General features: G+C 39.1%; 17 protein-coding genes. 10 read left to right on the forward strand and 7 right to left on the reverse strand.

All coding sequences use genetic code 11. From position 1 onward, the window contains the following. Positions 1–57 precede the first annotated feature (57 nt). The 6 genes from paeA to CWB76_RS08690 all read left to right on the forward strand — a co-directional run bounded on the left by paeA (position 58) and on the right by CWB76_RS08690 (position 9969). The gene (gene paeA, locus CWB76_RS08665; RefSeq protein ID WP_138606850.1) at positions 58–1347 is read left to right on the forward strand and encodes a polyamine export protein PaeA; all 1290 of its coding nucleotides are present in this window, start codon (positions 58–60) and stop codon (positions 1345–1347) included. Between the two features lie 212 nt (positions 1348–1559). Further along, positions 1560–2723, forward strand: a complete 1164-nt coding sequence (locus CWB76_RS08670; RefSeq protein WP_138606852.1) for an efflux RND transporter periplasmic adaptor subunit — start codon at positions 1560–1562, stop codon at positions 2721–2723. 11 nt (positions 2724–2734) lie between these two features. Continuing rightward, positions 2735–5866: an efflux RND transporter permease subunit gene (locus CWB76_RS08675; protein WP_138606854.1), complete on the forward strand. Its 3132-nt coding sequence runs from the start codon at positions 2735–2737 to the stop codon at positions 5864–5866. Then, positions 5866–7275 (forward strand): efflux transporter outer membrane subunit, encoded by a 1410-nt coding sequence (locus CWB76_RS08680; RefSeq protein WP_138606856.1) that lies wholly within the window; start codon positions 5866–5868, stop codon positions 7273–7275. The genes CWB76_RS08675 and CWB76_RS08680 overlap by 1 nt, the downstream gene beginning before the upstream one ends. 130 nt (positions 7276–7405) lie before the next feature. Beyond that, positions 7406–8026: a TetR/AcrR family transcriptional regulator gene (locus tag CWB76_RS08685; protein ID WP_138606858.1), complete on the forward strand. Its 621-nt coding sequence runs from the start codon at positions 7406–7408 to the stop codon at positions 8024–8026. A 314-nt stretch (positions 8027–8340) separates the two neighbouring features. Next, positions 8341–9969, forward strand: a complete 1629-nt coding sequence (locus tag CWB76_RS08690; protein ID WP_138606860.1) for a diacylglycerol kinase family protein — start codon at positions 8341–8343, stop codon at positions 9967–9969. 39 nt (positions 9970–10008) lie between these two features. On the opposite strand, the gene CWB76_RS08695 is transcribed toward CWB76_RS08690, so the two are convergent. Both CWB76_RS08695 and CWB76_RS08700 read right to left on the reverse strand, forming a co-directional pair. Continuing rightward, complete coding sequence (locus tag CWB76_RS08695) at positions 10009–10320, reverse strand: VF530 family protein (RefSeq protein WP_138606862.1); 312 nt, start codon at positions 10318–10320, stop codon at positions 10009–10011. A 97-nt stretch (positions 10321–10417) separates the two neighbouring features. Further along, the gene (locus tag CWB76_RS08700) at positions 10418–10720 is read right to left on the reverse strand and encodes a DUF1496 domain-containing protein (protein WP_138606864.1); all 303 of its coding nucleotides are present in this window, start codon (positions 10718–10720) and stop codon (positions 10418–10420) included. Positions 10721–10824: 104 nt separating this feature from the next. Between CWB76_RS08700 and CWB76_RS08705 the strand changes: the two genes are divergently transcribed. Continuing rightward, positions 10825–11058 carry a TIGR02647 family protein gene (locus CWB76_RS08705; RefSeq protein WP_008464346.1) on the forward strand — a complete coding sequence of 78 codons (234 nt, stop codon included), beginning with the start codon at positions 10825–10827 and terminating at the stop codon, positions 11056–11058. Here the strand turns inward: CWB76_RS08705 and maiA are convergent. Next, entirely contained in the window at positions 11055–11684 is a 630-nt protein-coding gene (gene maiA, locus CWB76_RS08710) for a maleylacetoacetate isomerase (protein ID WP_138606865.1), read from the reverse strand. The genes CWB76_RS08705 and maiA overlap by 4 nt on opposite strands. 7 nt (positions 11685–11691) lie before the next feature. Continuing rightward, positions 11692–12993, reverse strand: coding sequence for a homogentisate 1,2-dioxygenase (hmgA, locus tag CWB76_RS08715; protein WP_138606867.1), 1302 nt, complete (start codon positions 12991–12993; stop codon positions 11692–11694). A 152-nt stretch (positions 12994–13145) separates the two neighbouring features. Between hmgA and CWB76_RS08720 the strand changes: the two genes are divergently transcribed. Then, the gene (locus tag CWB76_RS08720) at positions 13146–13577 is read left to right on the forward strand and encodes a MarR family winged helix-turn-helix transcriptional regulator (RefSeq protein ID WP_138606869.1); all 432 of its coding nucleotides are present in this window, start codon (positions 13146–13148) and stop codon (positions 13575–13577) included. 48 nt (positions 13578–13625) lie between these two features. On the opposite strand, the gene CWB76_RS08725 is transcribed toward CWB76_RS08720, so the two are convergent. From CWB76_RS08725 to CWB76_RS08735, 3 genes are all read right to left on the reverse strand, one after another. Further along, complete coding sequence (locus tag CWB76_RS08725; protein ID WP_138606871.1) at positions 13626–16736, reverse strand: TonB-dependent receptor; 3111 nt, start codon at positions 16734–16736, stop codon at positions 13626–13628. A 326-nt stretch (positions 16737–17062) separates the two neighbouring features. Next, complete coding sequence (locus CWB76_RS08730; protein ID WP_138606873.1) at positions 17063–20242, reverse strand: TonB-dependent receptor; 3180 nt, start codon at positions 20240–20242, stop codon at positions 17063–17065. 43 nt (positions 20243–20285) lie between these two features. Then, positions 20286–21140: a S1/P1 nuclease gene (locus CWB76_RS08735; RefSeq protein ID WP_138606874.1), complete on the reverse strand. Its 855-nt coding sequence runs from the start codon at positions 21138–21140 to the stop codon at positions 20286–20288. A gap of 236 nt (positions 21141–21376) precedes the next feature. On the opposite strand from CWB76_RS08735, the gene CWB76_RS08740 reads away from it, so the two are divergent. After that, on the forward strand, positions 21377–22246 hold the full coding sequence (locus CWB76_RS08740; RefSeq protein ID WP_138606876.1) for a type 2 periplasmic-binding domain-containing protein: 870 nt from the start codon (positions 21377–21379) through the stop codon (positions 22244–22246). Beyond that, entirely contained in the window at positions 22246–23190 is a 945-nt protein-coding gene (locus CWB76_RS08745; RefSeq protein WP_138606878.1) for a hypothetical protein, read from the forward strand. The genes CWB76_RS08740 and CWB76_RS08745 overlap by 1 nt, the downstream gene beginning before the upstream one ends. The last annotated feature ends 79 nt before the right edge of the window (positions 23191–23269 follow it).

Raw genomic sequence — 23269 nt, forward strand, 5'->3', positions numbered from 1 at the left:
AAAGCGGCTATAATCCAGCTGCTTTTGCTAATAAAAGCGATTATTTTGGAGTTATAAATGGGTGATTTAATCGGGATTGCATTATTAATCTTGATGAGTGCGTTATTTGCGATGTCAGAAATTTCGATTGCCGCTTCACGCAAAATAAAATTAAGGGTTATGGCCGACGAAGGAAATGTGCAAGCGCTGGCGGTTTTAAAACTGCAAGAGCAGCCAGGGGCTTTTTTTGCCATGATCCAAATTACGCTTAATGCGATTGCCATATTAGGTGGGATTGTTGGTGAGCAGGCATTGTCGCCTTATGTGCAAGAAATACTGCAGTTATTTTATCAGGGGCCGTTGCTTGGTCAAATTAGCTTTTTACTGTCGTTTTTAATTATTACCTCATTATTTATATTATTTGCTGATTTGCTTCCAAAGCGTTTAGCAATGATTTTACCTGAAGCTGTTGCTGTGCGTGTAGTTACAATTATGCGTTGGGTCACTTTCGCGCTCACACCGCTGGTATTATTTTTTAACGGCTTAACCAATATAGTATTACGAGTATTCAAAGTACCTAGTGAGCGTGAGGATATAGTTACTACTGAAGATATTGTTGCCATGATGGATGCGGGTGCCGAATATGGTAGCCTTCAACAGCAGGAATATGACTTAATTGGTAATGTATTTGATTTAGAAGCGCGCTTTTTATCAAGCGTGATGTCGCCACGAGAGCAAATAGTTTACTTTGATATTGATGAGTCGAGTGAAGATATAGCCAATAAAATTATAGAGCATCCACATAATCACTTTTTAGTGTGTAAAGGCAACCTTGATAAATTAATTGGCTCGGTTGAGTCAAAAGATATTTTACGCCAAGTGCTTAAAGGTGAGGCGGCAAATATTAATGCGGATATGCTTGATAAAGATATTTTTTACTTACCAGAAACACTGAGCTTATCTGAGTCGCTAAATGCGTTTAAAACTGCCGTTCATCCTTTTGCTGTGGTGGTCAATGAATATGCGCTAGTGGTTGGGATAGTGACAGTTAAAGATTTAATGAAAGGCTTTATGGGTGATTTAATCACGCATCAAAGTGAGGAGTTAATCATTGAACGCGACGCTAATTCTTGGTTGGTCGATGGTTTAACACCTATTGTTGAATTAGCTAAGGTATTAGAAATTGATGAATTCCCTGAGCAAAGCCATTATGAAACGGTTGCTGGGTATTTAATTTATACCATGAAGCATATTCCCAAACGTGCAGAATTTGTTTTATTTTCTGGCTTTAAATTTGAAGTAGTGGATGTAGAAGGTATTCGTATAGAACAATTACTTGTCTCTAGAGTGAATCCTGATAGCGAATAATAGCCGCTAAAATTAAATTATTGATTAACGGCAGCCAATGCATTGGCTGCCTTTTTTATGGGTGTTACTGATATAGCAAAACTATTGTTTGAGTTTATTTGGTGACAACTATAGTCAATTGTAAAAATGTGTAAATGTTGCTCAGTGGCTATTTTTAATTGTTGTACTATAGTTTAGAATGATCGTTCATTCTAAACTAAAAGGTATTTAACATGCAGCGCTCCCGCATCGCTTTTTTTGTATTTTCAGCCCTCGTTGGTTCTGTTGCTTTAAGTGGCTGCGATCAGGTAGCTGAGCAACCCAGTGCTTCTGCCCCTGCAGCGACTCCTGTTGGAGTTGTCACATTAAAAAGCCAAGCAATAACACTTAAAAAAGAATTACCAGGGCGTGTAAGTGCGTTTCAAATTGCTGAAATTCGTCCTCAGGTAAGTGGAATTGTGCAATCACGCTTATTTGAAGAAGGCACTCAGGTTGAAAAAGATCAAGCGCTTTACCAAATCAACCCTGATATTTTTGAAGCAGAATTAGCCGCCAGTAAAGCGGCGGTTGCTCGCGCAGAAGCGAGTATTGCTAGCAGTAAATCTAAAGCGTCTCGTTATAAAGAACTATTAGCAATTAAAGCCGTAAGCCAGCAAGATTTTGACGAAGCTGATGCTGCTTCTAAGCAAGCCTCTGCAGAATTATTAACGGCACAAGCGCAGTTAAAAAGTGCGCAAATTAACCTTGATTATAGCCATGTTTCTTCGCCAATTAGCGGCCAGATTAGTAAATCAAGCGTGACGGTAGGCGCATTAGTTAGCGCAGGCCAAACAAGCGCACTGGCAACGGTTACGCAACTTGACCCCATTTATGTTGATTTAACCCAATCAAGTAATGAGCTAACTAAACTCAAAAGAGCGCTAGCATCAGGTGCTTTAGGTGTCGACTCTACAACACAAACCGATGTAGAACTAATAATGGAAGATGGCTCAGTATATCCTCATAAAGGTACATTACAGTTCTCAGAAGTGACCGTTGATCCAAGTACTGGGTCAGTGACTTTACGTGCTAAGTTTCCAAACCCTGAAAAGCTATTACTACCAGGTATGTATGTGCGTGCTGAGGTGGTTGAAGGTGTTAAGTCAGACGCAATATTAGCCCCACAACGTGGTGTGAGCCGTAATACCAAAGGTGAACCTACAGCTATGGTTGTTAGCAAAAACAATACCGTTGAAAGCCGTGTATTAAAAGTAGAGCGAACTTTAGGCGCTAATTGGTTGGTGAGCGAAGGCTTAGCCGATGGCGACCAATTGATTGTGGAAGGGCTACAAAAGATTCGCCCAGGTGCACCTGTTACGGCAACTGCTGTGAAGCCTTCTGCAAATAACAGCCAATAACGGAGAGTTTTATGTCACGATTTTTTATCGATAGGCCTATTTTTGCTTGGGTATTGGCGATTGTGGTTATGCTTGCGGGTATTATTGCCGTTAAAAGCCTACCTGTTGCTCAGTATCCGTCTATTGCGCCGCCAGCGATTACCATTACGGCTAACTACCCAGGTGCATCTGCACGTACATTAGAAGACTCGGTAACTCAGGTTATTGAGCAAAAAATGAAAGGCTTAGATGGCTTGTTATACATGTCATCAACCTCACAGTCCAGTGGTTCAGCAACGCTGACATTAACATTTGATGCCGAGACCGATCCAGACATTGCCCAAGTTCAAGTGCAAAATAAATTAGCGACCGCTACGCCATTATTGCCGGAAGAAGTACAGCGCCAAGGTGTGGTAGTGGCTAAATCATCATCAAGCTTTTTACTGGTTGTTGGTTTTGTGTCGCAAGATGGCAGTATGACTAATATTGATATTGGAGACTATGTATCGTCGAACGTGCAAGACATTGTGTCGCGTGTAGACGGTGTAGGTGAAGTGGAGCTGTTTGGCTCTCAATATGCAATGCGTATTTGGCTCGATCCGGCTAAATTACAAAACTATAAGCTAACCCCCAGCGATGTATCAGCAGCAATTAAAGCACAAAATGCACAGGTGTCAGCAGGTCAGCTAGGTGGTATGCCGTCACTTGCTGGGCAGCAGCTTAATGCGACTGTCACTGCGCAAAGTCGATTACAAAAACCAGAGCAGTTCAGAGATATTTTAGTAAAAACTAACAGCGATGGGTCGGTTGTTCGCTTACAAGATGTTGCCGAAGTTGAACTTGGTGGTGAAAGCTACGGTGTGGTTGCTCGTTTTAATGGTAAACCAGCATCGGGGCTCGGTGTAAAGTTAGCCAGTGGCGCTAATGCACTTGATACCGCGCAAGGAGTAAAGGATGCACTTGAAGAGCTTAAGCCTTTTTTCCCACAAGGGCTTGAAGCGGTTGTGCCTTATGACACTACTCCCTTTGTTGCACTTTCAATTGAAAAAGTAGTTCATACATTAATAGAAGCCGTTGTTTTGGTATTTGTTGTGATGTACTTATTTTTACAAAACTTTAGAGCAACTATTATCCCAACAATTGCTGTGCCTGTAGTACTGCTAGGTACATTTGGCGTTCTATTTACCTTTGGGTATTCAATTAATACGCTCACTATGTTTGCCATGGTACTGGCCATTGGTCTGTTGGTCGATGACGCGATAGTGGTAGTTGAAAACGTAGAACGTTTAATGACAGAAGAAAAGCTCTCTGCGGTCGAAGCAACGCGAAAGTCTATGGATGAAATTAAGGGCGCGCTCGTGGGTATTGCCATGGTGCTGTCGGCGGTATTTATTCCTATGGCATTTTTTAGTGGCTCTACAGGGGTTATTTATCGTCAGTTTTCTATAACGCTGGTAACAGCAATGGGATTGTCGGTATTAGTGGCGCTTATTTTAACACCTGCATTGTGTGCTACGTTATTAAAACCGAGTCATGTGCATACTGATGGTACCTTTATTGGCCGTTTTTTCTCAGGCTTCAACCGTGGTTTTGATAAAACTAATAGAGGTGCACAAAGCTTTGTTGGGCGAATGATCAAGCACTCTAAACGTTATTTGCTTAGTTATGTTTTGATTGTCGGTGGTATGGTCACTATTTTTTCAAGCTTACCCACTGCGTTTTTACCGGACGAAGACCAAGGTATTCTGTTTAGCCAAGTGATGCTGCCAGCAGGTTCTACAACAGAGCAAACGCTTGAAGTGGTTAAAAAAGTAGAAAACCATTATTTAGAAGAACAATCTGAAGCTGTTGCCTCAATTTTCACGGTTACCGGTTTTAGTTTTGCAGGCTCAGGACAAAACTCAGCCATTGGTTTTGTGAGCTTAAAGCACTGGGATGAGCGCCAACGTGACGACTTATCAGTGGGAGCGGTTGCAGGAAAAGGCATGGGCTATTTTTCAACGATAAAAGAGGCGTTTGTGTTTGCATTCCCACCTCCGGCTATTATTGAACTTGGCACTGCGAATGGTTTTAATATGTTTTTACAAGACCGAGTTGGTTTAGGACACGATGAATTATTAAAAGCGCGTAATCAGTTATTGGGTATGGCAAGTCAAAGCCCAATCCTGGCAGGTGTTCGTCCTAATGGCCAAGAAGATATGCCTGAATTACAACTGGATATTGACCTTGCAAAAGCTGAAGCGCTTGGTTTATCACAAGGTGATATTAACAGTACACTTTCGACTGCTTGGGGTAGTAGTTATGTGAACGATTTTATCGACCGTGGCCGCGTTAAAAAGGTATATTTGCAAAGTAAGGCTGATGCTCGCATGGTACCTGAGGATCTAAATAAGTGGTATGTACGAAATAAAAACGGAGACATGGTGCCATTCTCAGCGTTTGCTAGTTCGTATTGGTCTTATGGCTCACCTCGTTTAGAGCGCTATAATGGTTTTTCAGCTATGGAAATTCAAGGTAGTGCTGCGCCAGGTTACAGTACAGGTGAAGCTATGGATGAAATGGAGCGCTTAGTAAAGCAATTACCTAATGGTATTGCCTCTGAATGGACTGCTATTTCATACCAAGAACGTTCAAGTGGTGGTCAAGCGCCGCTTCTTTATGGCCTTTCACTATTATTTGTATTTTTGTGTTTAGCAGCACTTTATGAAAGTTGGTCTATCCCATTTGCAGTAATGATGATTGTACCTCTGGGTATATTGGGGGCTGTTATGGCTGCTTTTTTAGGTAATTTATCAAATGATATTTACCTACAAGTTGGTTTATTAACCACCATAGGGCTTGCCTCTAAAAATGCGATATTAATTGTTGAATTTGCTAATCATAAAATGGATGAAGGCCTGAACTTAGTTGATTCAGCCATTGCAGCCGTACGACTTCGTTTACGCCCTATTTTAATGACCTCAATGGCATTCATCTGTGGTGTACTACCGCTTGCAATAGCCTCCAGTGCAGGCTCTGGTGCACAAAACGCCTTAGGTATCTCAATCATTGGTGGAACACTAGCGGCTTCATCATTGGTGGTGATTTTTGTACCCTTATTTTTTGTTTTAGTGCGTAGACTATTTTCAGGAAAAGCTAAAACTACCTCGCAGGAGGAAGCATAATGAGTGTAAGAGCAATCAGTTTTAATGCTTTAACTTTAGCCATTTTATCTGGATGTCAGTTAGCTCCTCAGCAAGAAGCGCTTAATTTACCTGTCCCTGATGCGTATGCATCAGAGGCAGGCAAAGGGCAAGTTTCATCATTAAAATGGCAGCAGTTTTTTAATGATGAAAAGCTCAAAGCACTGATATCACAAAGCCTTGAGCACAATAAAGATCTGCAAATAGCAGCGCTTAATGTAGAGCGAGTACGTGGTTTATATCAAATTCAAGACTCGGCTTTGTATCCGTCACTTGATTTAAACGCGACGGGAAGTCGTCAGCGTTTACCTGCTGATTTATCAGCCAGCAGTCAGCCTCAAATTAGCTCCCAATACAGTGCAACTGTGGGTATGACCGCTTATGAGTTAGATTTATGGGGCAAAGTGCGTAATCAATCAGAGCAAGCACTTCAAACGCTTTACTCTACGCAGCTTAGTGAATATGGCATGCAGGTGTCGTTAATTTCTGAACTGGCAAATGCGTGGCTTAATTATGCGACCGATCAGCAATTACTTGCTTTGGCTCAAGAGACATTGTCATCGCAGCAAGCGTCTTTATCTTTAACGCAAAAAAGTGTTGATTTAGGTGCAGCATCTGAAATTACGCTAGAGCAATTAAAAAGTACCGTAGCTACTGCAAAGGTTGATATTGCAACGTATAAGCGTTTATTAAAACGTGATAAAAATGCGCTTGATTTATTAGTAGGTAAACCGGTGAGTCAGGACTTACTACCGACTAAAGAGTTGAACACATTACTTGATTTACCCGCTGTTCCTGTCGGTCTTCCATCTGATTTACTAACACAGCGCCCTGATATAAAAGCGGCTGAGCACCAATTATTTGCTGCAAATGCCAATATAGGTATTGCGCGTGCGGCGTTTTACCCAAGTATTAGTTTAACAGCTAATGCAGGGAGTGCATCACGTGATTTAAGTAATTTATTTGATGCAGGGTCAGGCACATGGAGCTTTATACCGTCGGTAAATTTACCTATTTTTAATATGGGACGTAACCAAGCTAATTTAGATGTCGCTAATGCAGAGCAACAAGTTGCTGTTGCAACGTATCAGCAAAAAATTCAACAAGCGTTTCGCGAAGTTGCTGATGTGCTTGCTGATAGAGAAGGTTTCAATGCCCAATTAAATGCGCTTGAACAGCTACTACAAAGCCGAAAAATAACCTATGACCTATCACAGGCGCGATACGATAAAGGGGTCGATAGCTTTTTGCAAGTGCTCGACGCTCAGCGAACATGGTATAGCGCAAAGCAACAACTGATCACCGGTCAACAAGCGCTGCTTGCAAGTCAAATTAACTTGTACAAAGCTGTTGGCGGTGGATGGGAAGTAACTACTCCTCAAAATAACTAATATGCATAAAACTAATTAGTTATGGCAGATTTATCCGTAGTAAAGTAATACTGTTTAACGCTTATCTCTATATTTTTTAGGGATAAACGTTAAACATTTCGAGTCTAGTGACTCGATAATGGAGTGTCGAATGAATTCTAAAAATAAAAAACACCTTGATCCGGTGCAAGCACAAGCGCGTCGTGAACAGGTATTAACAGCTGCTGCGGATTGTTTTCGTCGCAAAGGCTACCATGGCGCCGGTATGGCTGAAATAGCAAGAACAGCAGGTATGAGTGCAGGCCATATTTATAACTATTTTGATAGTAAAGAAGCAATAATCGAGCGTATTATTGAAAAAGATATGGAAGAAATGTTTTCTATATTTCAAGAGTTTGAAGAACAACCCGGTGATATTTTAACGGTGTTACTTGATGGTCTACATCATGGCGTACAGCGTCATATGGACACCGGAGCCAGCGTTATTGACCTAGATATGATGGCAGAGGCTAGTAGAAATAAAAAAGTTGCTTTGCTACTACGTGATGCAGACACGCAAGCGCGTAACAGAATGCGGGATCTATTAGTGAGTGAAAGTAGCTTAATAAAATCACATTCTGAGCAAGAATTAGAAAGCCGTATTAATGTGATTTTCTCAGTGATGGCCGGATTGTTATTACGAAAAATGCTGTTTCCTGAGTTAACAGAAGAGACCGTGCTTATTGCACTACGTCCAGCAATGAAAACATTACTTATGCCATTTGATAATTAATACACTGAGTTATTAAGTTACTATGAATATTTGACCCTTACTATTGTAAAAAAGAAAGGGCTAGCCTTATATACAAATAGTTTATGGCCAATATCATAAATAAAGACTAGCATTGAGTTGCTAAAACAGGAAAACAAAAATAAAGATATAGTTATTTATTATCAATAACTTAATCTTTTTAGCTGGTTTTATGTGAGCTTGCGCTAAAGAGCTAAACACAGTAAATAAGAATAGTTGCTTTTTGGCGTGCTACTTGCAATCTTCGAGCTATATTAAAAGCGTTAATTTTGCGCTAACAACTTTAAGGAGAGCACATGTGGGCTGCAGTAAGTTATCTTGTAACAGCATTGGTATTTATAGTATTGGGGTTAACGGTTAACTCCATTTATTTTGCAGTTGCATTTTTTTGGACCGCACTTTCGCTACTATTAGTTAGCGGTGCTTATTTTTTTAACGCAGGGAAAGTATTTAGAAAACGCGAAAATGGCGTTATCCCTTTTTACATTCGCTGGGCCTTTGTGCCTTTTTTATTAGGTGCGCAAATTTATAATGCGTGGTCACGTAAGCGTGACAAAGTACCGCCTATTCAGCAAATAAACGATAACCTATTTTTAGCATGTCGTTTATTCCCATCGGATATAGACACATTGAAAGAAAATGGCATCACCGCTATTTTGGACGTTACCTGTGAATTTGATGGCCTTGAATGGACATCTACCCAAGAAAATATCGATTATTTAAATATTCCTGTTCTTGATCACAGTGTGCCTACACACTCACAGTTAAACCAAGCCATTAACTGGATACATCATCAAATTAAAAAAGACAGTCGTGTTGTGGTGCATTGTGCATTAGGGCGTGGACGTTCGGTGTTTGTTATGGCGGCATATTTATTGAGTCAAAATAAAGACGCGGATGTACATGATATTCTTGCACAAATAAAAGAAACACGTGAAACTGCCAATCTTAATAAACGCCAATTACGCCATTTAGTTAAGCGCCACCGTAAGGGGGAGCTACTGATAAAAAACAAAGCGTACTTAATTGCTAATCCGGTTTCAGGCACTAAGTTGTGGTCTGAAAAAGAGCATTTAATTATTGCGCGTTTATCTGCGTATTACGATTTAACCATTTTAAAAACTACGCCAGAACAAAATGGCATTACATTGGCTAAACAGGCTATAGAAAGCAACCCCGATATTATTATTGCTTGTGGTGGCGATGGAACTGTAACTGAGGTTGCTAGTGTGTTGGTGGGTACGTCTTGTCGATTAGGAATAATACCACTGGGCACAGCAAATGCGCTCGCTCATGTATTAATGGGGATAAAATCTAAATTTATTCCTGTTGAGCAAGCATGTGATTTAATCATTGATGGTCAAGCTAACCTTATTGATACCGCGTATTGTAATGATGAGCTGATGCTATTATTAATTGGTATTGGCTTTGAGCATGCAATGATTGAAAAAGCAGATCGAGAGTCTAAAAATAAATCAGGTCAACTGGCTTATTTAAATGGTTTTTTACACTCATTTGGCGAAAATAAAGCGCAACAGCTGATAGTTAAATTAGATGATAATGAGCCTGAGACTATTAATACAAATAGTTTTATTGTGGCAAATGCTGCGCCATTTACTACGTTATTAGCACAAGGGGGCGGGCAACCCGATCACCGCGATGGGTTATTGGATGTAAATTGGTTAACGCCAAACAAAGATAATGAAACCACGGTATTAAGTATTGCTGAGCTGATGTTTAGCAGTATTACGCAAACGCATCTTGCTATTAACTCGCATTATACCAATGCAAAACGTGTAGAAATAAGCGCAGATGAAACGCTAAATTACGTGATTGATGGCGAGGTTAAATCTGCAGATAAAGTGGTGGTGAGCATTAACCCTGCGTCGCTAAATGTAATATGCCAAGAGCAAACACCTGATTAGAAAGGCGTATGTATTACGCCATTGCTATTTTTGAGCCTTTTATTTTTTAATAGAAGGCCATACAAAACCTGATGTATCAGGTTGTGAGGATTCTGACTGCTTAGTCGGTTTATTTCTAGGCTTATGTAACGGCTTGTTATTAATGGTATGGATATAAAGCGCTTCTACTTTATCTCTTGCCCAAGGCGTTTTACGTAAAAATTTTAAGCTTGATTTTATACTTGGCGAATCTGTAAAACATTTGATATTTACTTGTTCGCCCATTGCTTTGAAGCCCAAACGTTGTTCTAGTTCAACAAGGATTTGCTCTAAAGTTACCCCATGAAGCGGGTTTTTTGGTTGATTATTCATAGTCACACTGCTTTTTTAAACTGCCTGTATTGTAACGTATCCTACCGCATCTTAATAGTTTGGAGATGGCTGGCAAATCCCAGATTGTTAATCTTGATTAATTTACAGTAATAGTAGAAGGCTTCTTGGGATAAATAAGGTTACCTTGTTTATCGAGTTTTAGCCAAATTAACTGACTGTTGTTATGTTGGGGGTATTTAGCAGCACAAATAAGCGTAACAGAATGAACTTGCAGTATGGCACCTTCGCTATAGCGTTTATTATCATACCAGCACTCAGTGTTAGTGTTTATAAGCTGGGTAGCATCAACAATAGGAAGCGTTTTTGTTGTGTTAGCGTAGCTTAAAGCTGAAAAACACAAGCATAAAACAGCAATAATAAAAGTAAAATAATAACGCATGAATAACCTCAAGGTGTTTAAAATAACTACACTTAGCAAAAAAACATGCTAGGGTAAGTAAGACAACTTCAGTAAAACACAGAACAATAAAAAGGTGAACACATATGCTATTTAATCAAACGATGATTGACGAATTTACACTACTTGCCAAATTCCCACGCGAAAGCAAAATGCAGGGCATTAAACTCCATTCAGATGCTGAACCCGCTTTACTGAGTGCAGCACAACGTTTGTTTGATAAAGGAGTTATTGATAGCCCAGATGGCGGTTATTTAACTGATCTGGGCTTAGACTTAATTGAGCACGTCACTGTAATACACAGTGCGTTAAAAAGTTAGTTTGCGTCGGGTTGATTTTCTGGGGCTGCATCAATAAAGGCGGCCAATTCATTACAACGCTGATAAACGGCTGCTATTTTAGGGTAGGCAGCCATATCTACTTTAAAGCGAATGGCATTAAATACCTGTGGCACTAAACATACATCGGCTAAGCTTGGCGAGTCGCCTGCGCAAAATGTATTTTTGCTATCGAGCATTTGTTCAATTTTTTCAAAACCAACTTCAACCCAGTGTCGGTACCACTTATTTTTTGCTTCATCATCAACATTAAGTTCACTACTTAAATATTTAAGCACTCGCAAATTATCAATAGGATGGATATCACAGGCAATTGCGTAACTTAAATTGCGAATGTGTGCTTTTTGCCAAGCATTACCTTGCAGTAATGGTGTTTCAGGGTATTGCTCTTCAAGGTACTCTAAAATTGCTAGAGATTGACCTAATACGCCGTCTTCTGTTTCTAAAGCTGGTAACAGTCCTTGTGGGTTTTTTTGTAAGTAATCTGTGCTTTGCTGTTCTGATTTTAATAAGTTAACAGGTACCAATTGATGATCAATATTTTTTAGATTTAATGCGATTCGAACACGATACGCTGCAGATGAGCGAAAATAAGTATAAAGCTTCATAATCTAATTATCCTTGATTGCCATTAAAGTGTTTTTTGATTGTGCGCCAGCAGTCAGTGTAATTAGCTTGGCGCTCTTTACCTTCTAATGCGTATTTAGTCGGCGATATTACATAACGTGACTCAAACATAAACGCCAACGTATTATCGTAGCGTTGTGGCTCTAAATCGGCGTTTGACGCTTTTTCAAATACGTCTGCTTCAGGACCATGCGGCGACATACAGTTATGTAAGCTCATGCCACCTGGCACAAAGCCATGCTCTTTTGCATCATATACCCCTTCTATTAAGCCCATAAACTCACTCATAATATTACGGTGATAGTAAGGCGGGCGGAAGGTGTTTTCAGCCACCATCCAACGCGGTGGGAAAATAGCAAAATCGATATTCGCAACGCCCTCAGTACCCGATGGTGAAGTGAGTACGGTAAAAATTGAAGGGTCGGGGTGATCAAAGCTAACGGTATTCATGACATTAAAGCGAGCTAAGTCGTATTTATAAGGCGCACTGTTGCCTGTCCAAGCAACAACATCAAGGGGAGAGTGACCAATATCACAACGGAACATATTGCCATTAAATTTAGCAATTAGTTCGAAATCACCTTCAATATCTTCAAAAGCCGCTACTGGATATTGAAAGTCACGATCATTCGCATAACCGTTGGCGCCCACAGGGCCACGCTCAGCAAGGACATAGGCATGGCCGTAGTTTTCACAAATATAGCCACGCGCAGTATCGGTTAGTAACATTACTTGAAATTTAATACCACGCGGAATAACGGCAATTTCGCCTGCTTTAATAGTTAAATGCCCAAGTTCTGTTTTAAGTAGTAGTTCACCTTGTTGCGGTACAAATAACATTTCGCCATCGGCGTTATAAAAAAAGCGCTTGTCCATTGATTTATTGGCAACATAAACATGAATACCAATACCGGCTTGCCCATTGGCGCTGCCATTTGCAGCCATAGTGATTAAGCCATCGATAAAGTCAATGGGTTCTGCTGGTATATCAATGGGATCCCAACGCAGCATGGTTGGTGGAGTCGGTACTTCAGTAATGGGAGCGGTTCTAATTAAGCCATTGTCTATGGCTGTATAATCGCCCTGCACAACCGATGGGCGAATACGATACATCCAAGTGCGGCGGTTATCAGCGCGCGGAGCGGTAAATGCAGTGGTACTGAATTGCTCCGCGTATAAATCATATTTTACTTTTTGCGGACTGAATTGCCCAATCGGTAATGCACCAGGCAGCGCTTCGGTTTCAAATTCATTGCCAAAGCCGGTCATGTAGTTTAATTGTGTCGCCATTACAGACTCCTGTGAAAGTGGGGGAGTGTTATATTTTTGTTATTTACGCTAAGATACTCTCAAGTGAGACTAATATCAAATGCACTGATTACGACCGTTGTAAATAAAAGTGAACAGATAAAAGTCGTGTGTAAATAAATAAGTGATTCAACATGAAAATAGATTTAACGACATTTTTGCCCTATCAATTAACGCACTTAGCAACACAGGTAAGTAACGATTTTTCGAGCATTTATAAAAAAGAGTTTGATTTAACAATTCCGCAGTGGCGAATAATGGCTAATTTAGCGCAATTAGGCCAAAGCACAGCAAAGCAGTTATGTACTCAAGCAGATATGGATAAGTCGACAGTATCAAGAGCGGTAAAAGCGCTAATAGATGAAGGGCTTATTTATAGCGAGTTAAATAAGCATGATAAGCGCGCTGCATTTTTGATGTTAAGTGATAAGGGTATGGCTTTGTATAAAAAAATAACACCACAAGCATTGCAATGGGAACAAGCATTATTAAGCTGCTTGTCGGATGATGAACAACGCCAGTTAATCGCTATTTTTGATAAATTAAAAAATAAATTACAGGCATAAAAAAGCCCACAAAGTGGGCTTTTAAATAGACTAATTTAATTACTCAAATTAGAAAGTGTAACGAACACCTACACGCATTTCCCATAAAGAGGCATCGCGTTGTACAGATTGCTCAGCACTACGTGCACTGAAGTCTGAGTAAACGTATTGACCTTGATCATTTACGTCAACTTTAAGCATTCTATTACCAACGAAAGAGCCTTTTCTTAATACACCCCAGTCATCGTTTAACATATTCGTTAAGTTATCGATTACGAAGAATGCTTCACCTTTATGGCCATCCATAAAGCCAGGTAACTCTTGAGTAATTTTAAAGTTAAATTTAACGAACCAATCAGAGTTCTGTTGGTTACGACCAGTGATTTCACCACGTTTAAGACCTTCAGATGCAATAAAGTCGTTAAACTCATTGATTTCATCAGCACTCATGTTGTAAACAACATTAGGGTCGTTTTCAAGTGGTACATACAATAATTGACGCGAGCGATTAGAGTTTGCGTCACCAAATTTGCTATCACTTCCGTTGAATGTAAAGCTATATGGTAAACCTTTGTATGCTTCACCAAATAGGTTGAAGCGAGTGTCATAACCATCAAAGAACTCGTGCTTATAACCTAGGTTTAATGTAAAGCGATGTGGGATTTCGTAATCAGATGATGCTACACCAGGATTACCCGGGTTTGATGTTGCTAGGTTACCGTAGTTTGAGCTGGCTACAGAACTAGTCATTGGGTTTACATCATCTGCATCGGTATAAGCGTAAGAGAACTGCATACTTATGCCGTTATCGAATGCTTTGCTTACTGCAGCTGAAATAATTGATGATGAACCGCTATCACCGTTAACATTAGTCAATAATAGCTCGCCATTACGACCTTCAATTGATTCATACAAAGGACGACCGTCAAAACTTACTTCACCAGCAGAGCGAAGTGCGATATCTCGTAATGTCGCTGCATCGCGCTTATCAGTGTAAAGGTAATCTAGAGCAATTACATAATCGTTTTCAGTTGTATATGTTGCACCTAATGAATATTTCCATTCTGATGGGATTTCAAAGTTAGGATCAACAGCATTCACTGTTCCGTCACCTGAACCGATTGGTGTGTTAGCGACTTTATCAAACTGAGATTTCGGAATATCAAAACCTGGGCCCGCACCCGTAACTGTAACATTTTCAGGAGCGAATAAATCCACACTACCAAATTGATGAGCACTGATATTAGTAATACCATCATTTGAGTAAGAGTTAGATAGCCATACATTTGGGTTACCGCCTGAGAACAAGCCAACCCCTGCACGCACTTCTAGTTCATCTGTTGCAAACCACTCAAAGCCTACACGTGGTTGAATTAGATCAATACCATCAAACGTTGACTGATTGCTAAAACCGTAACGATCAGTAAAATTTTGGTTGAAAGTAGGTTTATCATCGCTTGAATAACTATCGTAACGAAGACCGAATGTTAATGATGCATCGATATCTGAAAAACTGTATTCATCTTGTACATAGAATGTATTTTGTGAATAAGCGAAGCTAGCAGCCGCATCTGTTGGGTCATTTGTGCCTGCTGCATTATTATAATACACAGCACTTGCTATACCTTGCTCGTAATCATCGATAGATGCAAAGCGCCATTCACCTTCAGTGTGTTGTACGAATTGGTTAAATACTTCTAACTTTTCATACTCAAAACCAGCGGTAATAGTGTGCTGATCAAGGTAGTAAGTACCTGAAAATTTAGCTGTAGTAGTGTCGTAGTTTAAATCATTTGATTGACGAGAATCATCAGGACCAACGTACACAGTGGCAGCTGTAGTATTGATTTGGAACTCACCAAAGCCACTTGCCGCGTCTAAAGATTCAACACGAGCGTCAAGCTCTGATTTACCTAGGCGAACTTCAGTTGAAAAATCGTCATTCCAATCAGAGTAAAGTGATGCAACGATTGAAGTAAACTCAGCACCTTGCTCATAAAAGTGGCTGTCAAATGCTAGCTCATCACCATCAGCATCTGATTGCGATAAGGTAAAGCCATCATTGTAGTTATAAATTAGGTTAGCACGATGATCATCATTGATGTTCCAGTCTAGTTTTACTAAGATTTTTTCATCTTCTACTGGTGAGCTTGCTGGTGTTGCACCGGCTTCGTAACCATAAACATCACGTGTAATTTGTTTAATACGCTCGATGTCAGCTGACGATACTAACGATGAATAGTTAAACTGTTTAACACCTTCAAGTTTTTCGTAAGAAGTGAACAAGAAAAGTGTATCGTTGATTAGCGGTAAACCAACGTTAAAGCCATAACGTTTTTCACTGTAATCACCGTTATCAACGTCATCACCTTCAATCTTATCGCCTTTCATTGAATCGTTAGTGTAATCGTAGAATACACCACCGTGAATGTCGTTGCCGCCAGATTTAGTAACCGCATTAATGTTACATGATGTGAAACCACCATATTGAACATCAAATGGTGCTAATTCTACTGCTACTTGCTCGATTGAATCAAAAGAGAACGGAGCGCGAATAGTAGGATAACCGTTTGAGCTTAAGCCAAAGTTATCGTTCATGCGAACGCCATCAAGGGTTAAGCTGTTAAAGCGTGGGTTACCACCACCACAGTTGATTGAACCACGGCTATCATCAATAGCAACACGAGGGTCAATACGAATAATATCTTTTAAATCACGGTTAATAGCTGGTTGATTTTCAAGATCGCTTAACGTGAATGTTGAAGCAGGACCCGTACCACCAGACATAGTGCTGATTGGTCGGCCAGTTACTACAATTTGCTCAATATCAGAGATATTTTCAAGTGAAGTATTAACAGGGTAGTCGCTACCAATGTTCAAGATAATATTATTGAACTCTTGATCTGCATAAGTGTCAGAATCTACAACTACTTTATATGGACCACCAACACGAAGGCCTTTTGCTGTGAAGTAACCAGCGTCGTTAGTCTCAGTTGTTTTAACTGAGCCTGAAGGAACGTGTAGGATAGTAATTTTAGTTCCTGCAGCAGGGTTACCGTTAGGACCCTTTATTTGACCTTTAATTGCTGAGGTTGTTTCGTTTGCAATTGCAGCACCACTCACACCAACACATGCCGCTATAGCAAGTGATAGAGCCGTTTTGCGAAGTTGAATTTTCATTTTATTTTCCCGTGTAGTTAAATAAACTTTTAATAGCTTTTTTATTTTAATTTTGGATTAGGAAACTGAGTAACACACCTAACCCAAAATGTTTACATAGTGTACCTCATTTGATTGTTACAAATAAAATACAACTGTAACTTTTTTATTATAAAACACTTTTCATGCGAACTTTAGCGTTTTATTAATGTTTCAATATTTTACTGTGCAGATAGTAAGTAGTTTTTATGACAAACAGATGAAAAGTGACTTTTTCAAAAAAAAAGCCATTACATAAATGTAATGGCTTTTTAATATTTATAAATTTTTGCAGTGCAAGTTATAGATTAAAACTTATAGCTAACACCGATTTTAGCTTGCCAAGCAGATGAGCTACTAATTCGCGAGTAGTTCCTTACATCAGCACCGCCATAGGTATTATCAAGTTTATATCTACCTTGGTCGTCAAGCCCACCAAAATCATAAATTGTTTGATTTGAATAGCTTAGACTTTTCTCGATGCCCCAGTCACTATTTAAAAGGTTAGCGAAGTTATCAATCATAAAGTACACCTCACCACTATGACCTTGAGCAAAACCAGGAATTTCCTGCTTTATACTTACATCCATGGTTGTAACCCATGGTTGTGTAGCTGTGTTTTTAGCTAAAATACCGCCACGTTGAGAAATACCAGCACTTTGCAGTAGAGGCTCTAACTCAGCCCAAGAAATTTTTGACTCGCCCCAGTTTACATTTGGATCGTTAGCACCGGTTGGTATGTAAGGTAAGTAAGCACCGTTTGTAAACAGTGAACTAGTATCCCCTAAATGACCATCTTTATACATTCCCATTGTGTAGCTGAATGGACGACCAGAGCGACGTTCAAAGTAGACGTTAAATTTAGTCGCATAACCACTAAACAACTCAGCGGTATAACCTAGGTTAACTTTAAAGCTATGCTCTATTTCATAAAACCCGCGAGCAGCAATATCTTCATTGCGGTTTACAGTGATATTGTGTTTATAGTTACCCTCTGCCTGTGATGCCGAACCAGCTGAGGACTCTTTAACATCTTGATGCGCATAACTTGCAGAAATAAATAAACCATTATCCCACTCTTTGGCAATGCCCGTTGATAAGATGATTGAACGACCATCATCAGATGAGTTCGTCATTTCAATATCAACGTTATCAGTAAGTGAACCTGAATATATAGTTTGATTAATAACGCGTTCACCATCAGCAGCTAAGCCAACAGGTGTAATTGAAGAATTGTGCCATACGGCTTCATTTTCTTTTTTATGGTACGCGATTTCGGCTTGCCACTTAAAGCCGTCGCCGAATAGCTCAGAGTCAAAATCATACTCAAAACCAACTTGGGTACGAATACTTGAAGGAAGTTTAAAATCTGGGTCTATATATGCAACACTACCAGCGCCTTGCTGCAAAGAGTTTTTAATTTCATCAGGCACTTGGGTAATATCAGCAGTGTTATTAGCGTAGTAATCATTTATTACATCATTAGGTGCCGATACAAGCGTGATGCCATCACTTTGGAATGAGTTATTATACCAAACATTAGGAATGCCGCCTTGGAAACGACCGATACCACCGCTAATTGTAAGCGCTTCTGTCGCATAATATTTAAAGCCAATACGTGGTAAAATGATATCTAAGCTGTCAAGATTTTCTTGATTGGTGAACCCATAAGTATTGGCAAAATTTTCGTTTAGAGTAGGTTTGTCATCTGATGATAAACGTTCATAACGAACACCCGCAGTAACCTCTAAGTCGTCACCAACATAGAAAGTATCTTCAATGTAAAGTGCAAGTTGATTACGTCTTACATCATAAGCGGTATCAGCCGAATTATTCGTGTAGGCATTTTGATAAGAGAAATCATAAAAGCCTACATTGCGGTTCGCAAAGTCTTCTAAGCTATCAAACTTCCATGAGCCCAATGAGTTTTGAGCAAATAAATTGTATAAACGAAGTGACTCGTACTGAGCTCCAAAATTTATTTCATGCTCATCAGTTAAGTAAGTAGCATCGAATGTTAATGTTAAATTTTGTGTTTCAGAGCGATTTGCATGGCGGTATTGATCTGTACCAAAGCTGTAAGATGGGCCATTACGTCCATCTTCGTCTACCGATATACTTCCTAATTTAGAACGTGTCGCGCTGTCTGAAATGACATCTTTATAAGAAATACCAATTTCAGTTGAAAAGTCTTCAGTCCAATCTGAGTAGAGTTTAGTGGCAAAATTATTGAACTTAGTAACATACGCATAAGTATTTGACTGAAGAACGATGTTATCACCACCGTAGCTTGAATTACGCTCATCTTGATCGTCTTGCCATTGGTAAGTAAAATCTAGGCGATGATCATCACTTGCATTCCAGCTAAGCTTAACTAATAAGTTTTTATTTGTATCTTCTGGAGCACCCGCTAGTGAATCAGTGAGTCCGTACTCATCATTTAAGATTGAAATGAAACGGTTGTAATTAGCTTCAGTGGTATTAAATTCATTTGCAGCACCTGATCCGCTAAAACCATAATCAAGATCCGATTCACTTGACCATTCTGCATAGTTTACAAAATAAAACAGCTCATCTTCTATTAGTGCTCCACCAACATTAAAGCCAAACCTTTCTTCTGTTTGAATAGGCTCTACTTTATTAGTAGAAAAAGTTTTTTGACCAATCGCATCTAGGTCATCTTCTTCAACGATATTAAGAAGATCTCCTGATATATCAGGGGTAGATATTTCATAAAAGCCAGAAAATTTAAACTCATTTGTACCAGACTTTGTTACCGCATTAATAGTACCGCCACCAAAGTTTCCTTTAGAAGCCGAAAAAGGCGAAACATCTACAGATACTTGTTCAATCGCATCTAGTGCTACAGGGGGTTGTGAGGTTGGGTAGCCACCAAAATTTAAACCAAAGTCATCATTTTGGCCAATGCCATCTACAGTTAAACCATTCGTGCGTGGGTTACTACCGGCAAAAGTTAGTTGACCGCTACCATTAATACTTGCAAGTGGGTTTAAACGCGCAATGTCTTTAATGTCACGATTAAAGCTAGGCATGTTATTAATGGTATCTTCACCAAACGTACTGCTAGAACCACCTGATTGTTGGATGATTTTATATCCAGAGACTTCAATCTTTTCAATATTTAGTGGTGCTAATTGCGACTTCAAGCGATAAGTTTCACCAAGGTTTAAAAAGATGTTTTCAACGGTGGTGTCGTTAAATGTATCAGAGTCGATAATCACCATGTATGGTCCACCAACACGTAAACCATTGGCTATAAAAGTACCACTTTCATTGGTTGTTAACTCACTGATTGTGCCAGTAGGTTGATGAACAACCTTAATTTTAACGTTTGCAGCGTTCGCACCTGAAGGTGTGGTGATTTTACCACGCATTGCAGATGAAGTGTCAGCAGCCATAGCGCTTGTTGAAACTCCTAGAGCAAGAATTACTGCCCCAGTTAATTTCGAAAGGCGAAGCTTTGTCATAGTGTTGATTTCCCGTTTAGGTTATTTAAGTTAGAAACTGAATTTATTTTGTTGCTTTTAGTGTTAAAGCTTTTTGTGAACGTTTACTCGCTGGATCAAATAATGTATTTAACAATCCAGCCAAGCGAATGCCCGCTTGTTGTAAGCGCGTTTTTACAATAGGGGTGTGGTTATAAATATAGTCGTAGCTAATATTTTCTTCTGTTGATTTATAGATTTGTAAAGCAAGGTTGTGTGACTCTTCAAGCCAGCTTGTTGGGGTACTGTTTAAATACTCGTTAATTAACTCGCTGTTATTAGTATCTATAAATTGAGCGTATTCAGTAAAAGATAAATTTTCATTTTCTACCAGCTTAGTATCCCATAAGCTATGAAGATTGGTTTGTTGGTTAAAGAAAGAAACCTTAATGCGATTCCCGCCTCTATCTTCAGCTCTACCTGCATGAAATGGTTGATGGCTGTCGCCGACTAAGTGCACTAAAAAACGCAAACTAAACTGTTTTGCTGCAAGGCTTGATTTATCATCCTTCAATATTTTAATTGAATAGTGAATGCCTTCTAATATGTTTGTTACTGATTCTTTATGTTCAGTGTGTTCGTGGTTAAAGCTAAATTTTGCATTGTCATCTGCATTAATATAGTGCCAGCGAGATGATTTTTTTTGCCAAAAATCACCCGGCGCAGAGCGCATTTCATCTGGCCATGTTGAAATTTGTGCTAAAGATTCACCATTGAGATAAGGAATAAGTGCGGCCTTGGTGGTTTCACTTACATGAGCCTCTGCAATTTTACCAACAACGCGGTGGCCGTTTTGCCCCCATGCATTACAGTCTGTGCTTGCAAATATTGCACTAATTAAAAGTGTTAATGAAAGCGAATGTTTTACATTTATCTGCATCGAGGCATCCTAGTAAGTGTGAAATTTAATTTATAAAACCTTATAAGGTCAATTGTCCGTATTTTTTATGTTGATAGAAAGGACTCAATAAAATTCATATTTTCTTATTTAAAGTTGTTTTTTATCAATGCCTTATGTTTGATAGGTAAAATTACCTATTGTAATAAGTAATTAAAATTGTTCAAATGTATTATAACTTCATTTTAGATCGGTGTTTTTTGGATATTAAAAAGTTAATGTTGCATAAAACAGCAATTGTTACATTTATGTTTATAGTGTTGTTGCTTAGTTGGTTTGCTGGTCAAATGGCTGTAGATGAAAAAGAAATAGCTTTCCCAGTGATGATAGAAACATCAACGACATGTCAAACCACGGCAACGGCTAATCAAAATCAGCTAATAGTATTTACACCCTCAAAGTATGTTGCTCAATTGCTCACTAAAAACTTGTGTGATGATAAAGTTGTGGCAAAGCAATATGGGTCTGTTATTGGCTATTGGGGCTACAGAACCGTAGATAGCTTAGAGTTTGTTGGTAAAGGCATTGCGGATTTAATTTTAGCTAAAAATAATATTATGGAAGCGTTTAGAGCCGAGACTACTTACAATTATCAGCCAGTGGTCGGCTTTTCAGATTACACCGCGTTTTTTATATCTTCAAAAGAGAAGCCTCTGATCACTAAACAGTATTTTTTAGACAAAAAAATAGGCCTGCTAGATTATCCAACTAGCCGATCTGGACATATTTTGCCAAAACAAACGTTTAAGCAATTAGGACTTAATATTGCTCAACTAAAAATAACCTATGCCAGCTCACATAATGAATTGCGGGAATTACTGGCGAACGGGCAGGTTGACCTGATTGCCTCTTTTTGGAGAGAAAATGATAGTAAGCGCTTCTCAAAGAATTATATTACGCCCATAAGCAGTAATGTTGCAGGTACTCGTTGGTACTTAAAAATGCAGCATAACAATACCGATTTGCTCTGCGCTGTACAATCTCACTTATTGAGTATGTCTAAAGAACAATCGTTTCAATACTATCAAGATGTTGAGCCATATTGGCAATGCAATAATTACCCCGTTACCTTTATAGGGGAGTCGTAATGAGAAAGCTTGTATCGTCATTAGGTGTTTTTATATTATTCATTGTATTTTCATTGGTGTTTTATATTTCAACAACACATAAGCAGCAACAGGTAAACAAGTTACAAATAGCTCAAATAGAAAAACAAATCGCTTTAGACTTACCTCTGCTCGATTTATCAAATGAGCTTCTTAAACATTCTGGTAATAAAGTTGCAATACAACATTACATACAAACAGTAAATACTCATATCCAAGGCACGGGTATAGAGGTAATTTCGATAGTGCCAGAGCACGAGTTTATTTCATCCTTAAAAACCGATGAGTTTATTCGAAAACTAAATAGCAATAATAGTGTAGTTTTTATAGCTTTATCCTTAAAGCAGCCTCATTTTTCGTATACAAGAGTGACCGTTTATATACTGCTTGTTGTTGTCAGTGCATTATTTATGGTCATGATAAAACAGGCTGAAATTTATCAAAGAAATAAAAAACTCATTACTGAGCAGGAGCCAAGTACACTAGAATCAAAGCCATTAATACTCGTGATTAATTTAAAAAGTAAAACTTTATCCAGTAGTTATTATCCCGAGCAAGAAGTGGCGTTAGCAAATAAGCCGTTGTGTTTTTATCTAGCGCTTGTTGAGTTTTGTACTAATAATCCAGAGATTAAACTTAACCATAATAAAAATGTACCCGAGGAGCTGTTAGAACTTGCAAATAAGTACTTTTATCGGTTAGTTGAACTCGGGCATACCATCAGAAAACGACCAAACTTTAATAACAGTTTAGAAAAAACCCTGAGTGAAATTCGTGCGGCGTTAGATGATGTATTGAATGATTGCCTAGAGCAGAAGGAGCTGTATTATCCGCCAAAGGCATTTGGAGAGGGCTCTCGATCACGGATGCATAGCTATGGCTTAGTAAATGTTAACCAAGGGAATATAGAGATAATAGGGAAGTAATTTCGAATTAACTGCTTAGGGTAATGATTTAAGTGAGCTTAAACCAGGGTCTGTTGAACTTTCAAGGTTAAATTTGCAG

Origin of the sequence: Pseudoalteromonas sp. S1609, from assembly GCF_005887255.1 — a bacterium.
Classification (GTDB): Bacteria; Pseudomonadota; Gammaproteobacteria; order Enterobacterales; family Alteromonadaceae; genus Pseudoalteromonas.